General features: G+C 68.3%; 22 protein-coding genes, 1 tRNA gene and 1 pseudogene. 16 read left to right on the plus strand and 8 right to left on the minus strand.

What is annotated here, in order from left to right:
• Window positions 1-177 precede the first annotated feature (177 nt).
• From FBZ87_RS26590 to eat, 5 genes are all read left to right on the plus strand, one after another.
• On the plus strand, window positions 178-1,071 hold the full coding sequence (locus FBZ87_RS26590) for a glucosamine kinase nucleotide-binding domain-containing protein (RefSeq protein WP_145613599.1): 894 nt from the start codon (window positions 178-180) through the stop codon (window positions 1,069-1,071).
• Window positions 1,072-1,150: 79 nt separating this feature from the next.
• On the plus strand, window positions 1,151-2,161 hold the full coding sequence (locus FBZ87_RS26595) for an SIS domain-containing protein (RefSeq protein WP_246134620.1): 1,011 nt from the start codon (window positions 1,151-1,153) through the stop codon (window positions 2,159-2,161).
• The gene (gene nagA / locus FBZ87_RS26600; RefSeq protein ID WP_246134621.1) at window positions 2,161-3,303 is read left to right on the plus strand and encodes an N-acetylglucosamine-6-phosphate deacetylase; all 1,143 of its coding nucleotides are present in this window, start codon (window positions 2,161-2,163) and stop codon (window positions 3,301-3,303) included. The genes FBZ87_RS26595 and nagA overlap by 1 nt, the downstream gene beginning before the upstream one ends.
• Window positions 3,304-3,344: 41 nt before the next feature.
• The gene (locus FBZ87_RS26605) at window positions 3,345-3,629 is read left to right on the plus strand and encodes a transposase (protein WP_145613602.1); all 285 of its coding nucleotides are present in this window, start codon (window positions 3,345-3,347) and stop codon (window positions 3,627-3,629) included.
• Between the two features lie 78 nt (window positions 3,630-3,707).
• On the plus strand, window positions 3,708-5,108 hold the full coding sequence (gene eat, locus FBZ87_RS26610) for an ethanolamine permease (RefSeq protein WP_145613603.1): 1,401 nt from the start codon (window positions 3,708-3,710) through the stop codon (window positions 5,106-5,108).
• Window positions 5,109-5,175: 67 nt separating this feature from the next.
• Here the strand turns inward: eat and FBZ87_RS26615 are convergent, their stop codons facing one another.
• Window positions 5,176-5,415 carry a hypothetical protein gene (locus FBZ87_RS26615; protein ID WP_040846647.1) on the minus strand — a complete coding sequence of 80 codons (240 nt, stop codon included), beginning with the start codon at window positions 5,413-5,415 and terminating at the stop codon, window positions 5,176-5,178.
• Between the two features lie 305 nt (window positions 5,416-5,720).
• Here FBZ87_RS26615 and FBZ87_RS26620 point away from each other — a divergent pair, with 305 nt between their 5' ends.
• Complete coding sequence (locus FBZ87_RS26620; protein WP_145613604.1) at window positions 5,721-6,350, plus strand: YitT family protein; 630 nt, start codon at window positions 5,721-5,723, stop codon at window positions 6,348-6,350.
• Between the two features lie 87 nt (window positions 6,351-6,437).
• Here FBZ87_RS26620 and FBZ87_RS26625 read toward each other — a convergent pair whose 3' ends face one another.
• From FBZ87_RS26625 to FBZ87_RS26640, 4 genes are all read right to left on the minus strand, one after another.
• A complete protein-coding gene (locus FBZ87_RS26625) occupies window positions 6,438-6,674 on the minus strand; it encodes a hypothetical protein (RefSeq protein WP_145613605.1) in 237 nt (78 codons plus the stop codon).
• A gap of 147 nt (window positions 6,675-6,821) precedes the next feature.
• Complete coding sequence (locus FBZ87_RS26630) at window positions 6,822-8,468, minus strand: EAL domain-containing protein (RefSeq protein ID WP_145613606.1); 1,647 nt, start codon at window positions 8,466-8,468, stop codon at window positions 6,822-6,824.
• 177 nt (window positions 8,469-8,645) lie between these two features.
• Window positions 8,646-9,584 carry a S1/P1 nuclease gene (locus tag FBZ87_RS26635; RefSeq protein WP_145613607.1) on the minus strand — a complete coding sequence of 313 codons (939 nt, stop codon included), beginning with the start codon at window positions 9,582-9,584 and terminating at the stop codon, window positions 8,646-8,648.
• 148 nt (window positions 9,585-9,732) lie between these two features.
• A tRNA-Leu gene (locus FBZ87_RS26640) sits at window positions 9,733-9,818 on the minus strand.
• A 221-nt stretch (window positions 9,819-10,039) separates the two neighbouring features.
• Between FBZ87_RS26640 and FBZ87_RS26645 the strand changes: the two genes are divergently transcribed.
• From FBZ87_RS26645 to FBZ87_RS26655, 3 genes are read left to right on the plus strand one after another with little or no spacing between them, the layout of a single operon-like run.
• Entirely contained in the window at window positions 10,040-10,624 is a 585-nt protein-coding gene (locus FBZ87_RS26645) for a YqaA family protein (RefSeq protein ID WP_145613608.1), read from the plus strand.
• Window positions 10,625-10,654: 30 nt separating this feature from the next.
• Window positions 10,655-11,176, plus strand: coding sequence for a disulfide bond formation protein B (locus tag FBZ87_RS26650; RefSeq protein WP_145613609.1), 522 nt, complete (start codon window positions 10,655-10,657; stop codon window positions 11,174-11,176).
• A gap of 10 nt (window positions 11,177-11,186) precedes the next feature.
• A complete protein-coding gene (locus FBZ87_RS26655) occupies window positions 11,187-11,774 on the plus strand; it encodes a demethoxyubiquinone hydroxylase family protein (RefSeq protein WP_145613610.1) in 588 nt (195 codons plus the stop codon).
• Here FBZ87_RS26655 and FBZ87_RS26660 read toward each other — a convergent pair whose 3' ends face one another.
• A complete protein-coding gene (locus FBZ87_RS26660; protein ID WP_145613611.1) occupies window positions 11,775-13,889 on the minus strand; it encodes a TonB-dependent receptor in 2,115 nt (704 codons plus the stop codon).
• A 255-nt stretch (window positions 13,890-14,144) separates the two neighbouring features.
• Between FBZ87_RS26660 and FBZ87_RS26665 the strand changes: the two genes are divergently transcribed.
• Window positions 14,145-15,020: a LysR family transcriptional regulator gene (locus FBZ87_RS26665; RefSeq protein ID WP_145613612.1), complete on the plus strand. Its 876-nt coding sequence runs from the start codon at window positions 14,145-14,147 to the stop codon at window positions 15,018-15,020.
• Window positions 15,021-15,025: 5 nt separating this feature from the next.
• Here FBZ87_RS26665 and FBZ87_RS26670 read toward each other — a convergent pair whose 3' ends face one another.
• Window positions 15,026-15,595 carry an HNH endonuclease gene (locus FBZ87_RS26670; protein ID WP_411861176.1) on the minus strand — a complete coding sequence of 190 codons (570 nt, stop codon included), beginning with the start codon at window positions 15,593-15,595 and terminating at the stop codon, window positions 15,026-15,028.
• Between the two features lie 277 nt (window positions 15,596-15,872).
• Between FBZ87_RS26670 and gluQRS the strand changes: the two genes are divergently transcribed.
• Window positions 15,873-16,721, plus strand: a complete 849-nt coding sequence (gene gluQRS / locus FBZ87_RS26675; protein WP_145613613.1) for a tRNA glutamyl-Q(34) synthetase GluQRS — start codon at window positions 15,873-15,875, stop codon at window positions 16,719-16,721.
• A 114-nt stretch (window positions 16,722-16,835) separates the two neighbouring features.
• Window positions 16,836-17,315, plus strand: coding sequence for a hypothetical protein (locus FBZ87_RS26680; RefSeq protein ID WP_145613614.1), 480 nt, complete (start codon window positions 16,836-16,838; stop codon window positions 17,313-17,315).
• A gap of 111 nt (window positions 17,316-17,426) precedes the next feature.
• Here the strand turns inward: FBZ87_RS26680 and FBZ87_RS26685 are convergent, their stop codons facing one another.
• On the minus strand, window positions 17,427-18,287 hold the full coding sequence (locus FBZ87_RS26685; protein ID WP_145613615.1) for a DUF4743 domain-containing protein: 861 nt from the start codon (window positions 18,285-18,287) through the stop codon (window positions 17,427-17,429).
• 207 nt (window positions 18,288-18,494) lie between these two features.
• Between FBZ87_RS26685 and FBZ87_RS26690 the strand changes: the two genes are divergently transcribed.
• The 4 genes and pseudogenes from FBZ87_RS26690 to FBZ87_RS29975 all read left to right on the plus strand — a co-directional run.
• A complete protein-coding gene (locus FBZ87_RS26690) occupies window positions 18,495-19,865 on the plus strand; it encodes a globin-coupled sensor protein (RefSeq protein WP_186455004.1) in 1,371 nt (456 codons plus the stop codon).
• A gap of 67 nt (window positions 19,866-19,932) precedes the next feature.
• Window positions 19,933-20,136, plus strand: a complete 204-nt coding sequence (locus FBZ87_RS26695) for a twin transmembrane helix small protein (protein WP_050898461.1) — start codon at window positions 19,933-19,935, stop codon at window positions 20,134-20,136.
• Between the two features lie 16 nt (window positions 20,137-20,152).
• The gene (locus tag FBZ87_RS26700) at window positions 20,153-20,728 is read left to right on the plus strand and encodes a cob(I)yrinic acid a,c-diamide adenosyltransferase (RefSeq protein ID WP_145613617.1); all 576 of its coding nucleotides are present in this window, start codon (window positions 20,153-20,155) and stop codon (window positions 20,726-20,728) included.
• 194 nt (window positions 20,729-20,922) lie between these two features.
• Window positions 20,923-21,027 (plus strand): annotated as a pseudogene (locus FBZ87_RS29975) (electron transfer flavoprotein subunit beta/FixA family protein); the annotation flags it as partial.

Here is a 21,027-nt window from a genome sequence, read left to right on the forward strand (position 1 = left end):
CCATCGGGACGGTCTGCGTTAGTGCATTGTTTTTTATGGTTTCAGAACGCCATTTTTGACGGTTTCAGCGTTATTTTGCGGATGAGATCAGGCAGCTGAATGCGGATGTCGAAAGCTCGATCTTCTGATCTGGTCCACATCTGGTATCATACCATCAGCAAACGAACGGGTCTGGGCATGGGCGACTTTCTCTACATGGGCGTGGATGGCGGCGGCACGGGTTGCCGCGCGCGTCTGACCAACGCCGCCGGCGACCGGCTGGGCGAGGGCCGGGGCGGCCCCGCCAACATCCGGCTGGGCCTGGGCGTCAGCTGGGCCGCCATCCTGGCCGCGTGCGACCAGGCGCTGGCCCAGGCCGGCCTGGACCGTGACGCCCTGTCCCGCACCCATGTCGGCCTGGGCCTGGCCGGCATCTGCCGGGTGGAGGATGAACGCGCGGTCGAGGCTGGCGCGCCCGTCCGCTGCGCCGGCGTGACCGCCCGCAACGATGCCCACACCGCCTGCCTGGGCGCCTTCGACGGAGCGGACGGCGCCATCCTGATCGCCGGCACCGGCAGCATCGGCTACGCCCTGGTGGACGGCGTCGGCCGGCCGGTGGGCGGCTGGGGCTTTGAGGTGTCGGATGAGGGCAGCGGCGCCCATCTGGGGCGGGAGGCGGCGCGCGCCGCCCTGCGCGGCCATGACGGCCTGGGCCCCCACACGCCCTTCACCCTGCATGTGCTGACCCGGCTGGGGGGTGATCCCGCCGCCGTGGTCGCCTGGGCCGGCACGGCCAAGCCCGCCGACTATGGCACCCTGGCGCCCTTGACCCTGGATTTCGCCGCTGCCGGCGATCCCGTAGCCACCCAGCTGGTGGAGGCCGCCGCCGGCCAGCTGACCGCCCATGTCCGCCGCCTGATAGACCTGGGCGCCCCCAAGGTCTGCCTGATGGGCGGCCTGGCGCCGGTGATCGAGCCGTGGATGGCCCCCTGGGCCCGGCGCCTGCTGGTGCCGGCGCGGGGCGACGCCCTGGATGGCGGCCTGCACCTGGCCCGTATCGCCGCCCGACACCCGGCGGAGCGCGCCGCATGACGACACACCCCGATATCGCCACACAGGAACCATCATGACCGCCGCCGCCAAGCCCCCTAAACACCCAATGGCCCCATTGATGGCCATCGAGGCCGCCGAGTCCGGTGCCGCCAGCGCCCGCCAGATCGACCGTGCCAGCCCCCTGTTCCGCGACCTGGGCGCCCGCCTGCGCGCGCTGAAGCCCAAGGTGGTCATCACCTGCGCCCGGGGCAGCAGCGACCACGCCGCCGCCTACGGCAAGTACCTGATCGAAACGCGGGTGGGCGTGCCGGTCGCCTCGGTCGGGCCGTCCGTCATCTCGCTCTACAACGCGCCGCTGCAGATGGAGGGCGCGCTGTTCGTGGCGGTGTCCCAGTCCGGCCGCAGCCCCGACCTGCTGCGCCTGGCGGAGGCGGCCAAGGCCGGTGGCGCCCTGGTGGTGGGCTTCGTGAATGACGAGACCTCCCCCCTGGCCGAGCTGGCCGACGTCTTCATCCCGCTGTGCGCCGGGCCGGAGAAGAGTGTCGCCGCCACCAAATCCTACCTGACCGCCTGCGTCGCCTTCCTGCAGCTGGTGGCCCATTGGCGGGAGGATGCCGGCCTGATGGATACCGTGGCCAAGGTCCCCGGCTGGCTGGACGCCGCCGTGGCCCTGGACTGGTATCCGGCCTTGCGCCGGCTAGAGCTGGCCACCGGCCTCTACGTTCTGGGCCGGGGCGTCGGCAGCGGTGCGGCGGCCGAGATCGCCCTGAAGTGCAAGGAGACCTCGCGCCTGCATGCCGAGGCCTTCAGCGCCGCCGAGGTGGTGCACGGCCCCTTCGCCCTGGTGGGGCCCGGCTTCCCCATCCTGGCGCTGACCCAGGACGACGTGACGGCGGAGGTGACGCGCGGCACCCTGGCCAAGGCGGCCGGCCTGGGCGCCCCCATCCTGGCCACCGAGACCGGCATCGACGGTGTCGAGGCGCTGCCCGTGGTGCCGGGCCTGCCGGCCGAGGTCGGCCCCCTGGCGGCGGTCGCCAGCTTCTACATGGCCATCCACAAGGTGGCGCGCGCCCGGGGCCTGGACCCGGACGTGCCGCCCAACCTGCGCAAGGTGACGGAGACGGTGTGATGCGGACTTTCTTCCACGGGTGCCCGGTTTTCACCGGCGACCAGACACTGGAGGGCATCGGCGTCCTGGTGGAGGACGGCCGCGTGCTGGACCTGCTGCCCCAGCCACCGGCGTCCGTGGAAGAGGTGGCGCTGGAGCCCGACAGCCTGCTGGCGCCGGGCTTCGTCGACACCCAGGTGAACGGTGGCGGCGGCGTGCTGTTCAATGAGACGCCGACGGTCGAGGCCGCCCTGGCCATCGCCAGCGCCCACCGCCGCTTCGGCACCACATCGCTGCTGCCCACCTTCATCACGGATGCCGCCGGCAAGTGGCGTCTGGCGGTGGATGCGGCCGCCGAGGCCGCCCAGGTTCCCGGTGGCGGTGTGGTCGGCATCCACCTGGAAGGCCCCTTCCTGAACATGGAGCGCCGGGGCGTGCACGAGGCCGCCTATGTCCGCGCGCCCACCGACGAGGACATCGATTTCCTGCTGAGCCTGCCGACGCGCTTCCCCCAGGGCCGCGTGCTGCTGACCCTGGCCCCAGAGGTGGTCAGCGACGGGACCCTGGCACAGCTGGCGGAAGCCGGCCTCATCCTGGCCGGCGGCCACTCCGCCGCCACCTACGCCCGCACCGGCAGCGCCCTGGACCATGGCCTGACCGGGTTCACCCACCTGTTCAACGCCATGCCGCCCCTGATGAACCGGGAGCCGGGCATCGCCGGCGCCGCCCTGTCCAGCCCGCGCGGCTGGTGCGGCATCATCGCCGATGGCGTGCATGTCCACGGCGCCATGCTGCGCCTGGCCCTGGCGGCCAAGGGACCCGACCGGCTGTTCCTGGTGACGGACGCCATGCCGCCCACCGGCACCGATGTCGACAGCTTCGAACTCTACGGCCACACCATCTACCGCCGCGACGGCCGCCTGGTGACGGCGGAGGGCGTGCTGGCCGGGGCCGATATCGACATGGCGGCGGCCGTGCGCGGGGCCGTGCGCCTGATGGGCGTATCGCCGGAAACAGCGCTGGCCATGGCGGCGCGCGTGCCGGCCACCTTCCTGGGGCTGGACGAACTGGGCCGCATCAAGCCGGGCGCGCGGGCGGACTTCGTGGAGCTGTCGCAGGCCCTGACCGTGCGGCGGGTGTGGAGCGCCGGCACGGAACGGTAACGCTTGAGAGGACGAGCAGGGCCAAGAGCGGGAGAGGGGCAATGAAACGGAATCATTCCGCCGAGGAGATCGCGCAGTGCCTGGCCAAGGCCGATGGCCTGCTGGAACAAGGCGTGAAGGTGGTGGACGTGGCGCGCATCCTGGGCGTCAGCCGCATGACCTATTATCGCTGGCGCCGCGACCAGGCCGGCGCGCCCGGTGACGCCGACCTGCGCCGCCGCCTGACGCGGCTGCAGGAGGAGAACGCCGCCCTGCGGCGGCAGCTGGCGCAACTGACGGCGGGCACCACCGACGCCCAATCATTGGGCATTCCCGCCTTCGCCTAAAACAAGGGCAAATCCCCCTCCCCCATACCGCTGTTTCCTGGGCATACTGGTCCGGAAAACGACATGGGGGCGCGGGGCATGGCAGTGGACGGGGCTGGGGACGGGGCTGGGAACGGGGCCGGGCTGAGCAAGAGCCTGGGCGGGTGGCATCTCTGGGGCATCGCCGTCGGGCTGGTGATCTCCGGCGAGTATTTCGGATGGAGCTATGGCTGGGCCCAAGCTGGCACGCTGGGCTTCCTGGTCACCACCATCCTGGTGGCGGTGCTGTACACCACCTTCATCTTCAGCTTCACCGAGCTGACCACCGCCATCCCGCATGCTGGCGGTCCCTTCGCCTACAGCCACCGCGCCTTCGGCCCGCTGGGCGGCTTCATCGCCGGCTACGCCACGCTGATCGAGTTCGTCTTCGCCCCGCCTGCCATCGCACTCGCCATCGGCGCCTACCTCAATGTCCAGTTCCCCGACCTCAGCCCCAAGCTGGCGGCCGTGGGCGCATATGGCGTCTTCGCCGCGCTGAACATCGCCGGCGTCACCATCGCCGCCACGTTCGAGTTGTGCGTCACCCTGCTGGCCATCGCCGAACTGCTGGTGTTCATGGGCGTGGTGTCGCCGGGCTTCACCTGGGGCAACTTCGCCGCCCACGGCTGGTCGGGTGAGACCGGTCCCCTGTCGGCCACGGCCCTGGGTGGCATCTTCGCCGCCATCCCTTTCGCCATCTGGTTCTTCCTGGCCATCGAGGGCGCGGCCATGGCGGCGGAGGAGGCCAAAGACCCCGCCCGTACCATCCCCCGCGCCTATATCGCCGGCATCCTGACCCTGGTGGCCCTGGCCTTCGGTACCATGGTGCTGGCGGGCGGGGTGGGCGACTGGCGCGACCTGGCCAACATCAACGACCCCCTGCCCCAGGCCATGAAGGCGGTGGTGGGGGCGGACAGCGGCTGGTTGCACATGCTGGTATGGATCGGCCTGTTCGGTCTGGTGGCCAGCTTCCACGGCATCATCATGGGCTATTCCCGCCAGATCTTCGCGCTGGCCCGGGCGGGCTTCCTGCCGGCGGGTTTGAGCCGCCTGCACCCCATGCGGCGCACGCCGCACTGGGCCATTCTGGCGGGCGCCGTGGTGGGCATCGCCGCCATCTTTTCCGATGAGGTGCTGGCCTTCGGCGGCCAGCCGCTGACGGCCAACATCGTCACCCTGTCGGTATTCGGCGCCATCGTCATGTACATCATCAGCATGGCCAGCCTGTTTCGCCTGCGCCGCACCGAGGCGGACATGCAGCGGCCCTTCCGGGCACCGGGATATCCCCTGGCGCCGGCCGTGGCGCTGGGCCTGGCCTGCCTGTGCCTGGCGGCCATGGTCTATTACAACCTGCTGCTGTTTGGGGTCTTCGTGGCCCTGCTGGCCTTGGGCTGGCTGTACTGCCGCCTGACAGTCTTGCGCCGCCCGGCCGGCGGGGCGCTGCCGGAGGCGGGCCTGTAGGTAGGCAAACGGCCCGGGCGAAGGCGTCCGGGCCGTTTCCTCGTGCCAGACGACACGGTGATGGCGGTCAGCGCGCCAGCATGCTGTTGGTGATGCCCGGGGTGGGCACCTCCAGGTCCGGGCGGCCCAGGCGACCGGCCATCTCGGCGCGCACCACCTTCAGCCGTTCCAGATATTCCTCGGCCTCGTCACCGGCGGTGTCGGTCAGGATCAGGCTGTCACTGCTCCACCGTTCGATCAGGGGATCCAGGTCGGCGATGCGCTCCTGCAGGATGCGGGCGTACGCGGCGCTCTGGTTCGTGCTCATGGCTTTCCTCCTGCTGTGATGCGTATCCCAAGCCTTTCAAACGCCGGAAAGATCGGCAACGGGGCAATGGTTCAAGGCCCCTACGCCGAAAGCCCGTAACATCCCCCGGTCCCTATGCGGTCCGACTAGGTGCGGCCGGCTACGTCCGGCGGACGATATTGGCCAGGGGAGCGATGACCTATGGCGGCAACCCGCGCCCCTGGCGATCCCTCCCAGCCAAATGACCTGCCGTGTAATTATTGAAGAGCATCCCCCAGGTCATTTCAATATAATTTATGAAATACACAGTGTTCGTCGGTTGATAAATGATGAATCCGATCAATCAACACCACCACAAATCTTATGAGGACCTGGCGGCGCTGGGTATCGGCACACTGCTCGTCTCGCTGGGCACGGTGCTATATGCCAAGGCGACGCTGCTGGTGGGCAGCATCGCCGGCTTGGCCCTGCTGTTGCATTACGTGACCGACCAGGGATTCTGGCTGTTCTTCTTCGTGCTGAACCTGCCCTTCTACATCCTGGCCTGGCGGCGCATGGGCTGGCGCTTCACGGCGCGCACCTTCGCCGCCGTCTGCCTGGTGACGGTGGAAACGCGGCTGACGCCGGGCTGGGTGGATTTCGCCGTGCTGAACCCGGTCTATGCCGCATTGGCCGGCGGCGGGCTAATCGGCACGGGGCTGCTGATCCTGTTCCGCCACCGCATCGGGCTGGGCGGCATCAACATCCTGGCGCTGTACCTGCAGGAACGGTTCGGCATCCGCGCCGGCTATCTCCAACTGGGCTTGGACGCGGCCATCCTGGCGGCCGCCTGCTTCGTGTTGACGCCCCAGCGCCTGGCCCTGTCGGTCATGGGCGCGATTGTCGCCAACATGATCGTAGCCATGAACCACCGCGCAGACCGCTACTTGGGCCTGACAGCCGACCCGGCGCGCTGAAGATCGGACACCATGCGGCACAAAACCACCCGCCCCCGCGTCCGCCGCCGGGGCGGATCGCGGGTGAGGGAAATTCCTGAGCCGCCGCTAGCGCACCGTCATGCCGTCGGCGACCTGGGAGGTCATGCGGCCGTCCAGATCCGGCCGGCTCATGCGGCTGACCAGTTCGGCCCGCAAATCCTTGAGACGATCCACGAATTCCTCGGCCTCGTCATGGGCGGCGCCGGTCAGCCGGAAATGCCCGCTGGTCCACCGGTCGATGAGGGGGTCGAGATCCGCGATGTGCTCCCTCAAGACGAGGGAATAGGTGCTGTACTGGGTCATGGGACACCTCCACCTTTGTGCTTCCATGAAAATCCTGCGCAGGCTCCTTCGCAACTGTTCTCTCGTATTGGTCTCCCTATTTGACGCACATCAAGTAATCGGCGCGAATATTATCTGATAAAGCAGATCGATCGCCAAACCATGGCCTCAGCCGCCGGCGTCGATCACCGTGGGCCGCCAGCCTGAGGGGCGGCTCAGGGGCCGCAAGTCCACATCCGTCCGCTGCGGCCGCTCCAACGCCTTGGAGAACAGCCAGCCTTGGCCCAGGGCGCACCCCAGGCCGCGCAGGCGCATCATCTGTTCCGGGGTTTCCACATGCTCGGCGATGGCGGTGACGCCCAAGCCCCGGCACAGGGCCAGCATGCCGGTCACGATGGCCTCTTCCCGCTTGTTCACGCACATTTTGGCGATGAAGCTGCCATCCAGCTTCACATGGTCGAAGTCCAGCGCGCGAATGTAGGTGAACGATGCCATGCCCACGCCGAAATCATCCAGGCAGAGGGGATGGCCCAAGCGGCGCACGGCGCCCAGGACGTTCCGCGCCCTTTCCAGATCCCCCAGATTGCCGGTCTCCGTCACCTCGAACATCAGGCGGCCGGACAGGCCGGGCTGGGCCTTCAGCTGCGCCAGCAGCGATTGCATGAACAGGTCCGAGCCGACGGACACGGCGGACAGGTTCACCGCCAGGATGATGTCCGGGGGAGCCGTCTCCAGCTCACGCATCGCCAGGCTGCACACCAGCATGTCCACGTCGTTGATGACGCCCAGCTCTTCCGCCAGGGTGATGACGGAACCCGGGCGGTCGCCATTGAAGCGGCTCAGCACCTCCAGATGGTGCATGCGCCCGGTCTTCAGGTCGACGATGGGTTCGAACACCAGGGACAGGCGGTTGCCGCCCAGATCGTCACGCAGGCGCGCCAGGCAGCCCACAGCGTCCTTCACGAAGCCGGCGGCGGCCGACTGGCCCGACAGCATGTCCACCGCGCCCGCGCCCGCCTCGGCGAAGCGGCGCAGGGCGTGCAGCAGCAGGCGCGACCGGTCGGCGCGGCTGAGACCGAAGCTGTTGCTGTCCAGGGTGCGGGCATCGACTTCCAACGGCTGGTCCAGGCCCAAATCGGCGGCGACGCGGGCGATGTCGCGGGTGATCTGTTCCGCCAGGCTGGCGGGGGCCATGACGCCAAAGCGGTTGTCGGCCACGCGGCCGGCCACCGCTCCGCCATGCTGGCGGAAAACGGCGCCGATCTCGGTCATCAGCTGGCCGTCCGCCTCCGCCGTCAGCCGGCTGCGGATGTCGGCCAGGTTGTTCATCTCCAGCAGGGTCAAGGCGCCACAGGCCGGCGGCTCCACGCCGCCGGGGGCGAAGTTGACGGCCGCCGCCTGGGCGAAGGCGGCCGGGGTCAGCAACTCGGTCGCGGCATCCACATCATGGGGCGCCGGCAATGCCGCCACGCCGGCGACCAGCTGGCAGAAGGTGACGCTCAACAGGGGGCTGCCCTGCATGCGGTAGGCGGCCAGGACGCAGACCACCACGCGGCCGTCCCGCCGTCGCAGGCGTACCGGCCGGGGGCTGCTGCGGCCGTTGTCGCCCAGGGCGTCCAGCACCCGGCGCACCAGGGCGCGGTCGGCCGGCACCAGCAGGTCCGCCAGCGCGCGGCCCGCCAGTTCGGCGTCGCTGTAGCCGGTCAGCGCCAGGGCGGCGCCGGCGGCGAAGTGCAAAGCGCCGTCGCCATCCACCTCCATCAGCAGGTCGGCATTGGCGAACGCGAATCCCAGATACCGCTGAACCGGCTTCATTCTGACTGCTTCTTCCGGGCGAACGGCCGCGACGGCGGCCCCATGCCCGGCATCCTCGTCCCGGCATGCTTAACATCGCGTGAAGGGCGGCAACGGCAATCCATCCCGAGGCAGCGCCCACCTGGCGCAGCCGCGTGGAACCGTCGCTCCCGCGTCAGGTGCGGATGCCCCGTGGGTTCAGTGCCCGACCGCCTGGTTCACCACCCAGGCCAGGCGTACACCGGCCATTTCCAGGCGCATGCGGACCAGCGGCCAGGCGGCGGTCTCATAACCCTGGGCCAGGCGCTCGACCCCATCGGATTCCGGCGCCTGCAGCAGGCCGTAGACGACGTCGCGGGCTAGGCCATGGCTTTCCTCGCCCCAGGCCTGCACCGCCTTGTCCAGGCCGGCACCCTTGAACGGGGGTTTGGTGGACGGCGTCTTGGGCGTCCAGGCCTTGACGTCATAGGCGGTGATGCCGGGTTCCAGCGTGGCGGCCGCCGACTTGGCCTTGGCCAAGTCGATGGAATAGTCCTTGTTCACCGACAGGCCCAGCTCGCGGTCGACGATGGAGCCGTCCCAGACCGAATGCAGGTTCAGGTGGCCGTTCCGGTCCTCATCGAAATAGCGGACCTTGACGTCGTTGCCGCCCTTGTCGTGGTTGCGCTCGGCGGCGTGCAGGGGCTGGTGCAGGTCGCCCACCAGGTGCACCACCCACTTCAGTGCGGCCAGCCGCGCCTCCGGCGCCGCCTTGGTGTCGGCCAGGATCCGGGCCTGCTCCGGCAGGCGGGCGAGGACACAGTTGTCGTCGGCGCAGTCCCGCGCCGGATCATAGGCCAGCTGGTCGGTGGGCACGTCGACATAGTGCCACGGCAGCGTGTCGGGCAGACCGCCCTTGTCCTTGGGCAGATGGCCCACCGTGTCCGGCCAGCTCGCTACCTCATCCAGGGTGTGATGCCCTTCCAGCGACAGCAGCTGGTCCACCACCGCCTTGGCCTTGGGCGTCAGCCGGTCCTGCGCGATGTCGCCGACGATGGCGTGCCCGTTGGGGCCCCAGGCCAGCGCCGGCCCGGCGGTGAGGGCGAGGGCGGCGGTGGACATAACGGCGGCGATGGCGAGGCAGCGAAAGGCGGTCATGGAGAGTCCCAATCTGGAGAAGGCCGCCAAATTAACCGCTTAACATTGCGCTGTCATGTCGGGGGCGGCATTGGAGCGCAGGACCCGGACATAAAAAATGGCCCGGGAAGGGCCATCTTTGGCAGTCAGCGATTTCAAAGGATGGAAGTGGTGCCCCCGGTCGGACTCGAACCAACACGACCTTGCGGCCAACAGATTTTGAGTCTGCCGCGTCTACCATTTCGCCACGGAGGCACCGGGCGCTTTCAAGCGTGCGGCGGATCATAGCGATAGAAAGCCGGGGGTCAAGCGCCGCATAGCACCGCCGGGTCAGGGGCGGGTCATGGGGTTGCGCCACGGGGTTGACACGCGGCGGGGCGGGGGCGGCGGTTGCAGGCGCGGGACGCACCTGATAGACGGGTAGCGCCCGGCTCGCCCCTTATCCCAAAGGGCGGCCCCGCTGTCGGAGATGCCCGTTGCTGCGTAGCCTTTATGACCGCACCCTCGCCCTCGCCGGCCACCGCCATGCCGTCTGGGCCCTGGCGGGTATTTCCTTCATCGAAAGCTCGGTCTTTCCCATTCCCCCGGATCTGCTGCTGATCCCGCTGATCCTGGCCGACCGGCGCCGCGCCTTCTTCCTGGCCACGGTCTGCACCGTCGCCTCGGTCCTGGGCGGCTTCCTGGGCTACGCCATCGGCTATTATTTCTGGGACACCATCGGCCATCGCGTCATCGAGGCCTACGGCCTGATGGGTAAGTACATGGAGTTCAAGCAGGGATTCGACGAGAAGGGCGCCTGGATCATCATCCTGAAGGGGATGACGCCCATCCCCTATAAGCTGGTGACCATCGCCAGCGGCGCCTTCCAGTTCGACCTGGCCACCTTCGCCGGCGCCTCGCTCATCTCCCGCGCCCTGCGCTTCTTCCTTGTCGCCGCACTCCTCTGGAAATTCGGTGAACCGATCCGCACATTCGTGGAAAAGCGCCTGACGCTGGTCACTACCGCGGCCCTGGTCCTGATCATCAGCGGCTTCATTCTGGTGAAGTACCTGCATCTCTAGAGCCCCACCGCCCCATCCGGAAACCACCCCATGACCGCTTACGCGCCCAGCCCGACCGCCGCCCCGTCCCCGCTGGCCCACCCCCGCCTGCCGCAGGCGGCGCTAGTCCTGGCATCGGTCGGAGCGCTGGGCACGGCGCTGCTGTCGCAGTATGTGGGCGGCCTGCACCCGTGCGAGTTCTGCATCTGGCAGCGCTGGGCCTATGTCGCCGCCATCGTGGCGCTGCTGCCCGGCTTGGCGAACCCGCGGTTCCGTACCGCCTCGCTGGTCCTGGGCGGGCTTGCCTTCCTGGCGGGTGCCGCCATCGCCGGCTTCCATGCGGGCGTGGAGCAGCATTGGTGGGAAGGCTTCACCACCTGCAGCAGCAGCATGCCCAAGAACCTGACGCTGGATCAGTTGCGCGAGCGCCTGCTGTCCGCCCCGCTGGTGCGCTGTGATGAGGCGCAGTGGACCTTCCACGGTATCTCCATGGCCGCCTTCAACTTCCCGGCCTCGCTGATCCTGGGCCTGGTGGCCTGGGCTGCCGCCCGCGCCGGCGCCAAGCGGGCCTGAGGATATGGTCATGACCGACACCGCCCCCGCTGACACCTCTAAGCAGGCTGAACGCCTGGCCCGGCGCCCCTTGCCGGGCGATTTGGGCACCGAGGCGCAAATCGCCCGCATCATCCGCGTGGACCAGGCGGGCGAGTACGGCGCCGCCCGCATCTATGCCGGCCAGCTGTCGGTGCTGGGCAAGAGTCCGGTGGGCGCCACCATCCGCCATATGGAGGAGCAGGAGCGCGTCCACCTCGACACCTTCAACCAGATGATGGTCAAGCGCCGGGTGCGCCCCACCGCCCTGCAGCCGCTGTGGAAGGTGGCCGGCTACGCTCTGGGTGCCGCCACCGCCCTGATGGGCGAACGAGCGGCCATGGCCTGCACCGTGGCGGTGGAGGAGGCCATCGACGCCCACTATGCCGAGCAGGCAGAACGCCTGGGCCCGGGCGAGGCGGAGCTGAAGGCCACCATCGAGAAATTCCGGGCCGAGGAGCTGGAGCACCGCGACATCGGCATCGCCCACGATGCCGAGCTGACCACCGGCTATCCCGTGCTGTACACCCTGATCAAGGCGGGCACCCGCGCCGTCATCTGGGTGGCGGAACGGGTCTGATCATGGCGCGGCGCCCTCCGCCTTGTTCTCGTCGCCACCCAGCCTGTACGTCAGCCTGAAATAGACGATCTGCCCCGGCACGGCCAATTCGGACCGTTCCCGATACTGCGGCGTGTCGATCCATGTCACGCGCCGCACGCTGTTGAACACGTCGTTGGCGGTGACAATCAATTTCAGCCGGGACGTCACGTCATGGCCATAGGACAGGGTCACCGACTGATAGCCGGACCGCGTGCCGCCCGCCTCCAGCGACCGGCCATGCAGTTGCGCCTGGAGTTGCAGGCGGTCGCCCTCCGCCGGCGTCCAGGTCAGGTTGACCTTGGTCAGGTGCGTGAACAGGGCGCCGTTATAGTTGCCACCGCTAACTGGGATGGATTCCCGGACGTGGGACAGGTCGGAACTGAGGCCGACCGCCCAGTCCGGCCCCAGATGGAAATCCACCGCCAGATCCAGGCCGGCCGACGTGCCGCTGCCCGCGTTTTCCACCGTGGAGACCAGGGCCGTGTCGCCCGGTGCCGCAGCATAGCGATAGTCCACGATATCGTCGCTCAGACGGCGCGCATACAGGGTGCCGCTGGCCGTCACCTGCGCCGCCGTGTAGGTGTAGCCAGCCGCCACCGAGTCCGTCCGGCTGGGCCGCAAGCCGGTGTTGCCCAGAATGGTGGTCGCGCCCACGATGGTCTGAAGCGGGTTCAGCTGTTCGGTCGTCGGCCGGTCGATACGCCGGGTGTAGCTGAACGTCAGGCGGCTTTCGGGGCTGAGGTCCCGGCCCAGGGATAGACTGGGCAACCAGCGCAGGTCGTTCGAGTCCGGCATGCCATCCGCCGCCGCCAGGAACCGGGTCGCCATCGACTCCACCCGCAGCCCGCCCTTGACCAGCCAGGGGCCCAACAGGCGCTGGTAACTGGCGTAACCGGCGCTGAGGGTGCGGTTGAGACCGAAGCGCGCGGCGGGGGAGGCGCCGAACCCGCCATCACCCGAACCGCCCACGGCCCCCGCCTGGTAGGCCGACTGCACCCGGCCCGACTCGATCTCGAAGCCCAGCTTGAGCTGCCCCTCCCGGGGTAGCGGCAGGACGTAGTCGCCGCTGACCGTATCGATCAGCTCACGTTCGGTGTGCCGCTGGCGATAGATGTCCTCCACGAAGGCCGGAACCTGGAAGAGCTGGTCGTCGGTCTGGTCGCGCAGCGTCTCATGATCCTCGTGGCTGGCCTTCACGGTCAGCGTGTCGCCGCCGACCACCCCCTTGTGGACGTAATCGCCGGTCAGGGAGGCGTGGTCGAAGTGCTGCGGAGCGCGATCCTGAGTCACGCTGCGGCTGGTCGGCCCGCCATCGGAACCATAGACGTCCAGATCATCCCGGTATTGGCGCGGCCGGTGGCGCAGGGCCCCCTCCCCGCCGAGGCTGACGGTGTCGTGGGCCGAAGCGGCATAAGAGACCCCTAGGGTGCCGGTGGTGTTGGTGTAGGGCACGAAGGTGGAGCGATGCTCCACCAGGCGGCCGGCGGCTGATCCGTCCGCGTTCTTGGCCGTCCGGTCGATGTCCAGCAGGTCGTAGCGGATGTCGTCCCGCACGTCGGCAGAGCCGCTGAACGTCCAGGCCCCCACCCCGAAGGAGCCAGCGGCGGAGCCGCTGCGCCGCCCCTGCGAACCGATCCCCGCCCCCAGGTCCGCCTTGGCCGCGGGGCCGCGCGGCTTGCGCGTGACCAGGTTGATGATGATGCCAGCATCCCCCCGGAACTCCGGCCCCGGGTCGGTGATGACCTCGATCTTGGCGATGGTGTTGGCCGGCATGGATTGCAGGGCCGTCGCCAAGGGCATGCCGCGCAAGGCCGCCGACGGCTTGCCATCGATCATGACCGTGACGGCGGCGCCATGCACGCGGACCTTGCCCGCCGGGTCGACACTGACCGCGGGCAGGGCGGTCAGGACGTCGGCGACACTGCCGCCCCCCTTGGCCTGGAGGTTGTTCGCTAGGTCGTAGACCGTGCGATCGTCCAGATGCATGGCTTCCGGCGGGGTGGCCGTGACGGTGATTTCCGTCTGCGCCAGCGCCGATGGCGCGGTGAGGGCAAGGCCGGCGATGACCGTGTTGCGAAAGCCTCTGACCTTCACCCTATTCCCCCTTCATACGGTCTTGGCGCGGGCACATGGGCGCATACTCCCGACAGCAGGGGCCGGGAGGTCGCAAGGCACGGGCGCGTAGTGGAAACGAGGGGAACGGCCCTTGGGAAAAGCGGGACATTCCCAACGCTTTTCTCAGATCGTCGCGCCCCCGTCAGTCGGTAATGCCTTAAAATTCCAGCATTTGATTGCCGGCGCAAACGACGATACCTTGGCGCGATCCTGAATTTTTCTAAGGACGGGACCATGCCGCTCAGCGCCATTTCCTTGAACGCGCTGCGGGCCTTCGAGGCCGCGGCACGGCACCTGAGCCTGACCCGCGCGGCGGCGGAGCTGCACGTCACGCAATCGGCGGTCAGCCATCAGGTGCGCGGGCTGGAGGAGCAACTGGGCGTCAGCCTGTTCCGCCGCAGCACCCGGGGCCTGATCCTGACCGATGAGGGGCAGGCCCTGGCGCCCACGATCCTGGAGGCGTTCGCCATGATGGAGCGGACGCTGGACGCCGTCAGCGCGACGGGCCCGGCGGAGATCGTCAATTTGGGCGTGGTCGGCACCTTCGCGGTGGGCTTCCTGTTCGAACGCCTGGCCGCGTTCCGGGCCCACCATCCGCGCGTCGACCTGCGTATCATGACCAACAACAACAAGGTCGACCTGTGGACGGAAAGCCTGGACCTGGCCATCCGCTTCGGCGACGGCGCCTGGCATGGCGTGGAAGCGCACCGCCTGATGGACGCGCCCATGACGCCGCTGTGCGCGCCGTCCCTGGCCGCCGTCCTGAAAACGCCGGCCGACCTGGCCGGGCACCCGCTGCTGCGGTCCTACCGGTCCCAGGATTGGCCGGCTTGGCTGAAAGCCGCCGGCGTGCCCGGCATCCCGGCGCGGGGGCCCCTGTTCGACGCCTCCACCCTCATGATCCAGGCGGCCATGGTGGGGGAAGGCGTCGCCCTGGCGCCACCCGCCATGTTCCGGCGGGAATTGGCGGAAGGCCGGCTGGTGCAGCCGTTCCAGGTGTCGGTGGACAGCGGGTGCTATTGGCTGACCCGCTTGTTTTCCAAGCCGCTGACGCCGGGCGTGAGGGCGTTCCAGGACTGGATCCTGGCCTGCACCGCCCCCCACCGCTGAAACCGTCAGAACGGATCCAGCTCGGTGTCCCAGTAGAGGAAGTCGCGCCAGCTCTCGTGCAGGAAGTTGGGCGGGAAGGCCCGGCCGTTTTCCTGCAGCTGAAAGACCGTGGGCTGGAAGGGGGGGCTCAAGGGGATCATGCCGCACACGTGGGGCAACCGGTTGCCCTTGGCCAGGTTGCAGGCGGAGCAGGAGGTGACGACGTTGTCCCAGGTGGTGCGTCCGCCGCGGGAGCGTGGGATGACGTGGTCGAAGGTCAGTTCCTGGGTGGGGAAAGGCTCACCGCAATACTGACAACAGAAGTGATCGCGCAGGAAAACGTTGAAGCGGGTGAAGGCCGGCCTTCGCGTCGCCGGTATGTATTCCTTCAGGCTGATGACGCTGGGTATTCGGATTTCCGCGGTGGGCGACCGGACGACGCGGTCGTAGACGGAAATGATGTTGACCCTGTCCAGGAAGACCGCCTTGACGGTGTCCTGCCAGGACCAAAGGGACAAGGGGAAATAACTGAGCGGCCGAAAATCGGCGTTCAGCACCAAGGCCGGACAACTGTCTAGTGGTGGAGACAATACCACCCCCGCACCGTTCCCGAGGACGGCCGCGGGCCGAACCCACGGCCAGAAATCACCGTCTTATTAGCCTTTCCCGTCCCTCTCGGCAATCCTCGCCTTCGTGGGGACCCCGCTATTTCACGATAACGTCATACCGCTACCCACAAGATGTGGGGCCAATGGGCTCACCTAACCCTTTTTATAGGCCCGCCAGCATACGTCACCCGCGGGACTCGGTCGCATATGACTGAATTGACGGGGCGGGGTGGGCAGCGAGCGTCCGCCGATGGTATCAGGGGACATGGACCAGCCCGTCACCCGCTTTGCCCCCAGCCCCACCGGCCTGCCCCATCTGGGCCATGGCTATTCCGCCCTGTTCGGCTGGCACGCCGCGAGGAAGGCGGGCGGGACCTTCCTGCTGCGCTTCGAGGACATCGACCCCAACCGCTGCCGGCCCGAGTTCGAGGAGGCGTTTACCCGTGACCTCCGCTGGCTGGGCCTGAGTTGGCCGGAGCCGGTGCGCCGCCAGTCGGAGCATATGACGGACTACCGCGCCGCCCTGGACCGGCTGGCGGGCCTGGGCGTGCTGTACCCCTGCTTTTGCTCACGCAAGGACATCCAGGACGAGATCGCGCGGGCCGGGGCGGCGCCCCATGGGCCGGAGGGGCCGCTCTATCCCGGCACCTGCCGCCACATGGACCCGGGCCGGCGGGCCGACCTGCTGGCCGCCGGCACGCCGCACGCCCTGCGCCTGAATGTCGCGGCCGCCGCGCACCAGACCGGGCCGCTGGGCTGGACCGACCTTGATGCCGGCCCCCAGGTGGCCCAGCCGGGCATCCTGGGCGACGTGGTGCTGGCCCGCCGCGACGTCGCCACCAGCTATCACTTGGCGGTGACGGTGGACGACCATCTGCAAGGCGTCACCCTGGTGACCCGGGGGCGGGACCTGATGGAGGCGACGCACGTGCATCGCCTGTTGCAGGCCCTGCTGGACCTGGACGTGCCCACCTGGCACCACCACCGCCTGCTGATGAACGAGCGGGGCGAACGGCTGGCCAAGCGCGACGGTGCCGCCAGCCTGGCGGCCTTGCGTGACAGCGGCGCCACACCGGCCGAGGTGTGTCATCGCCTGGGCATGGAAACGCCTTGATCGGGAACCGACTTGATCAAGAATGGGTCGCGCTCATCTAGCCATGCGCACACGCTTCGCTTTTTAGCGAATTTTTCGCCACCCAGACGGAAGGCCCCGTGGTAAGAACGCGCCATGCCTGATGCCGATACCCTCGCCCACTACCGCACCCTCGTCAAAGACACGACGATAGACGGCAACACCCTGCTGTCGACGGACTACTTCAATCACTTCAACGAAGTGATCATGCTGTTGTCCATGCTGGGCGACATGCCGGACATGCTGGACGAGATTCGGGCCTGGCAGCCCAAGACCTACAAGCAGCATTTCGAGGGCAGCGGCCTGGGCTTCGCCTCCCTGGCCATCGACGCCTACGACCATGTGCCGCCCGAGTATCGCCAGCCCTTCGATCGCGTCATCGCGGAGCTGGAGGCGACCATCGCCGAGGCGGTGGTGGTGCTGGAGGCGGAACTGGGCTCCCCCGAGGTGCTAGGCTTCATGGCGTCGGATTACTGGCAGCGCCTGCAGAAGCTGGTGGACCGGGGCAGCGCCATCGTCCACGGCGCCACGGAACAGGCCACGCTGGACCAGGACGCGATCGACGCGCTTTTTTAGGCGCCTCAGGCGCCGGCGGGGCATCCGCCCCTTGGCTGATCCTCGCTGCGCCCTGCGGTGCTCGCTCCGGCGGACGCCGTCGCGTCCTAGGAACAAAAAGAGCGTCGGGCGTCAGTCGGTGGCCCTGAGGCCAGTCACAAGATCCATGTAATTCGGCTCGTGATCCGGGTTGAGCTGGCCGTGGCGGATCAGGAAGTCGATCACCACCAGGTTGACGTTGAACTTCCAGTCGTCGGTGGTGCGCACGCTGTCGGCCACGCGGGCCAAGGGCCAGAGCTCGAAGGCCTCGACCTCGCCGTCCGTGTTGCGCGGGATGACATCGCGGCTGAGCGCCAGGTCATAGCAGAACAGGGTGTCGCGGCGCAGGCCGGCCACCGTGTCGAAGACATAGGTGATGGCGCCCACCGGCACGGCGGCACGGGCCAGGCCGGGATCCAGCCCCGCCTCCTCATGCGCCTCCTTCGCCAGGTTTTCCGCCAGGCTGAGGCCGGCCGGCTGGCCGCCCGCCACCATGTTGTCCAGCTTGCCCGGGGCCACGCCACGGTCACGGGCGCGGCGTCCCACCCACATCTCGATGCGCCCATCCGGGCCGGGCACATAGCCGTTCACGTGCAGGCCGAAGCCGCGCACGCCGAAACCGGGAACGGCGGCCCGGTCGATTTTCAGCAGTTCCGGCTGGCCCCACTGCGCCAGCACCGGGAAATCCTCTCCCCGCAAGGGGGGCACCATCCCCTCCGCCGCCAGCACCGCCACCACCTCGGCCACCGCCTGGCTGCGACGCGCGGGATCGGGGGGCAGCAGATCCAGCAGGGGCGCCGCCCCGCCCGTCAGGCGGAACGCGTCGCTGAGGCTGGCCACCCGGTCGGCGAAGGCGGGACGCACGTACCCCACCGGCCGGCCATTGACCGCGAAAGGCAGGAAGGCGGCCGCGTCGTGGGTGTTGCACGCCTGAATGTGTCGGATGAAGGCCATGCCCCGGTTTAGCCCGGTCACGGCGCGGATGCAATGTCGCCCGTCGCGGCACACAGGCTCCGGTTGATCTACATCAATTACTATTACCAAAAGGTTAGGGTCGCGCTGGGTGCCCAGTTGTCTTTACGGATGATTCATCAACCCGGCATGATTTTGACCTGGCCGCACGCTGTTCGCCAGCGCCGCATAGACGACCAGGAGAAAATCATGACCGCCGGTGACGACTCCATGCAGCGCCAGTTCCAGGAACGCCTGGCCTTCCTGGAAATCGACGCTTTGACCCGGGACGCCTTGCGCAGCCTGCGCCCACATGTCGAACGCGAGTTGCCCGCCATTCTGGATCGGTTCTACGCCAAGCTGCGGACCCAGCCGGAGATCTTCAAACTCTTCGGCGGCGACAAGCACCTGTCGCACGTGAAGGACATGCAGATGCGCCACTGGGCAGCCATCGTCACCGGCACCTTCGACGCCACCTACCTGGACAGCGTCATCCGCGTCGGCCGCGCCCACAACCGCCTGGGACTGGAGCCGCGCTGGTACATCGGCGGCTATGCCTTCATCACCGGCGAACTGCTGACCATGGTGACGCGCATGGACCGGCGGGGGCCCTTCGCCTGGCTGCGGCCGCGCCTGGACGTGGCCCGCCTGCAACAGGCCCTGCTGCGCGCCGTCATGCTGGACATGGATCTGGCCATCTCCGTCTACATCGAGGAAGGGCGCCGCGACCGGCAGCGGGTGCTGGAAGGCCTGGCCCAGAATTTCACCGACACCATGGCCGGCGTCATCGACGGCATCAGCGGCGCCGTGGGCGGACTGCGCCAGGACGCCAGCCTGCTGACGCAAGCCGCCGACCAGTCGCTGGCGGAAAGCACACAGGCCGACACGGCCGCCGGCAGTGCCGCCAGCAACGTCCAGTCGGTGGCCAGCGCCACTGAGGAACTGTCGGCCTCCATCACCGAGATCAGCGCCCGCGTCGTGCAATCCAACAAGATTTCGGCGCAAGCCATGGAAACGACCCGGCGCACCGACGGCGCGGTGCGCGGCCTGGTGGCCGCCGCCGCCCGCATCGGCGACGTGCTGAGCCTGATCAACACCATCGCCAGCCAAACCAACCTGCTGGCGCTGAACGCCACCATCGAGGCGGCCCGGGCGGGTGAGGCCGGCAAGGGCTTCGCCGTCGTGGCGGGCGAGGTCAAGGCGCTGGCCACCCAGACCGCCAAGGCAACGGAGGAGATTTCCGCCCAGGTGAGCGCCATCCGCCACGTGTCGGAAGAGGCGGTCTCGGCGATCAGCCAGATCGGCAGCGTCATCGCCGGCATGGATGAGATCGCGACCTCCATCGCCAGCGCGGTGGAGGAACAAAGCACTGCCACCCGGGAAATCGCCCGAAGCATCGCCCAGGCGGCCACGGGCACCGCCAGCGTCTCGGCCAACATCAGCCACGTGGCCGACGCCGCCCGCCAGACGGGGGCGGCGGCCGGCCGCCTGAGCCAGTCGTCCGGCGATCTGGGGCTTCAGGCCCAGCGCCTGCGCGAGGGGGCGCAAACCTTCGCCACCCGCTTGCGGGAAAGCGCGTGATCCCCTGAGGAGGGACGCCCCCCCAAGCCGATGGGCAAGCGCGCCAGCGCACGCTATAATCGCGGCCATGGGCACATTCCTCTTCTTCTGCCTGGGCGCCACCATGCTGGCCGTGCTGGGCGTCCTGATCCTGGGCCTGTTCACCATGGCCCGGGGCGGCGACAAGGCCGGCACCACGGGTAACCGCCTGATGTGGTGGCGCATCCGCCTGCAGATCCTGGCGGTGGTGCTGTTCATCCTGACGGCGCTGGCCCTGAGTCACCACGCATGACGGCGCGCGGGGCGGCATGGTCACACTGACCCGCATCTACACACGGGGCGGCGACACGGGCCAGACCTCGCTGGGGGATGGCCGCCGCGTGGTCAAGCATGACCTGCGGGTCGAGGCCTACGGCACGGTGGACGAAGCCAACGCCGCCATCGGCCTGGCGCGCCTGCACACCGCCGGAACCCCGGCGGACGCTTATTTGTCCCGTATTCAAAACGACCTGTTCGACCTGGGCGCCGACCTGTGCACCCCGGAACAGGAAAACCCCAAATACCCCCCCCTGCGCATCGTCGGTGCCCAGGTCGACCGGTTGGAGCGGGAGATTGACGCGCTGAACGCCGACCTGGCGCCGCTGTCTTCCTTCATCCTGCCGGGCGGTACCCCCGCCGCCGCCTTTTTGCATCAGGCCCGTACCGTCACCCGCCGGGCGGAGCGGCTGGTGGCCAGCCTGGCGGAGCGGGAGCCGGTGAACCCGGCTGCCTTCAAGTACCTGAACAGGCTTTCAGATTTTCTGTTCGTGCTGTCGCGCCATGTCAATGACAGGGGCGCCGGCGACGTCCTATGGGTGCCCGGCGCCAACCGCGAGGGACGTTAAACCCTTGGGTTTAGGCCATATTGCAGTGCAACAGGGCAGCGTTGACAGCTTTGTGGGACAATCCTATTTTTGCCGACCACGTCCGTATGGCTCGATCCGCCGGACGGGGAAAATAACCAGAACCCGCCAGATCGAGGGTGGAGCGTCACACCGGGCGGGCGCCCTCCAAGAAGTGCCAAAGGATGGCTTGAGACATGAAGATACTGGTCGCGGTCAAGCGGGTCGTTGACTACAACGTGAAGGTTCGCGTGAAGGCGGACGGCACGGGTGTGGAGACGGCCAACGTCAAGATGTCGATG

It is taken from the genome of Nitrospirillum amazonense (assembly GCF_007828035.1).
Classification (GTDB): domain Bacteria; phylum Pseudomonadota; class Alphaproteobacteria; order Azospirillales; family Azospirillaceae; genus Nitrospirillum; species Nitrospirillum amazonense.

Excerpts from the sequence above, each read along its gene's own strand:
- FBZ87_RS26590 (WP_145613599.1), top strand. The coding sequence starts at position 178 with ATGGGCGACTTTCTCTACATGGGCGTGGATGGCGGCGGCACGGGTTGC.
- FBZ87_RS26595 (WP_246134620.1), top strand. The coding sequence starts at position 1,151 with ATGGCCATCGAGGCCGCCGAGTCCGGTGCCGCCAGCGCCCGCCAGATC.
- nagA (WP_246134621.1), top strand. The coding sequence starts at position 2,161 with ATGCGGACTTTCTTCCACGGGTGCCCGGTTTTCACCGGCGACCAGACA.
- FBZ87_RS26605 (WP_145613602.1), top strand. The coding sequence starts at position 3,345 with ATGAAACGGAATCATTCCGCCGAGGAGATCGCGCAGTGCCTGGCCAAG.
- eat (WP_145613603.1), top strand. The coding sequence starts at position 3,708 with ATGGCAGTGGACGGGGCTGGGGACGGGGCTGGGAACGGGGCCGGGCTG.
- FBZ87_RS26615 (WP_040846647.1), bottom strand. The coding sequence starts at position 5,415 with ATGAGCACGAACCAGAGCGCCGCGTACGCCCGCATCCTGCAGGAGCGC.
- FBZ87_RS26620 (WP_145613604.1), top strand. The coding sequence starts at position 5,721 with ATGATGAATCCGATCAATCAACACCACCACAAATCTTATGAGGACCTG.
- FBZ87_RS26625 (WP_145613605.1), bottom strand. The coding sequence starts at position 6,674 with ATGACCCAGTACAGCACCTATTCCCTCGTCTTGAGGGAGCACATCGCG.
- FBZ87_RS26630 (WP_145613606.1), bottom strand. The coding sequence starts at position 8,468 with ATGAAGCCGGTTCAGCGGTATCTGGGATTCGCGTTCGCCAATGCCGAC.
- FBZ87_RS26635 (WP_145613607.1), bottom strand. The coding sequence starts at position 9,584 with ATGACCGCCTTTCGCTGCCTCGCCATCGCCGCCGTTATGTCCACCGCC.
- FBZ87_RS26650 (WP_145613609.1), top strand. The coding sequence starts at position 10,655 with ATGACCGCTTACGCGCCCAGCCCGACCGCCGCCCCGTCCCCGCTGGCC.
- FBZ87_RS26655 (WP_145613610.1), top strand. The coding sequence starts at position 11,187 with ATGACCGACACCGCCCCCGCTGACACCTCTAAGCAGGCTGAACGCCTG.
- FBZ87_RS26665 (WP_145613612.1), top strand. The coding sequence starts at position 14,145 with ATGCCGCTCAGCGCCATTTCCTTGAACGCGCTGCGGGCCTTCGAGGCC.
- gluQRS (WP_145613613.1), top strand. The coding sequence starts at position 15,873 with ATGGACCAGCCCGTCACCCGCTTTGCCCCCAGCCCCACCGGCCTGCCC.
- FBZ87_RS26680 (WP_145613614.1), top strand. The coding sequence starts at position 16,836 with ATGCCTGATGCCGATACCCTCGCCCACTACCGCACCCTCGTCAAAGAC.
- FBZ87_RS26685 (WP_145613615.1), bottom strand. The coding sequence starts at position 18,287 with ATGGCCTTCATCCGACACATTCAGGCGTGCAACACCCACGACGCGGCC.
- FBZ87_RS26690 (WP_186455004.1), top strand. The coding sequence starts at position 18,495 with ATGACCGCCGGTGACGACTCCATGCAGCGCCAGTTCCAGGAACGCCTG.
- FBZ87_RS26695 (WP_050898461.1), top strand. The coding sequence starts at position 19,933 with ATGGGCACATTCCTCTTCTTCTGCCTGGGCGCCACCATGCTGGCCGTG.
- FBZ87_RS26700 (WP_145613617.1), top strand. The coding sequence starts at position 20,153 with ATGGTCACACTGACCCGCATCTACACACGGGGCGGCGACACGGGCCAG.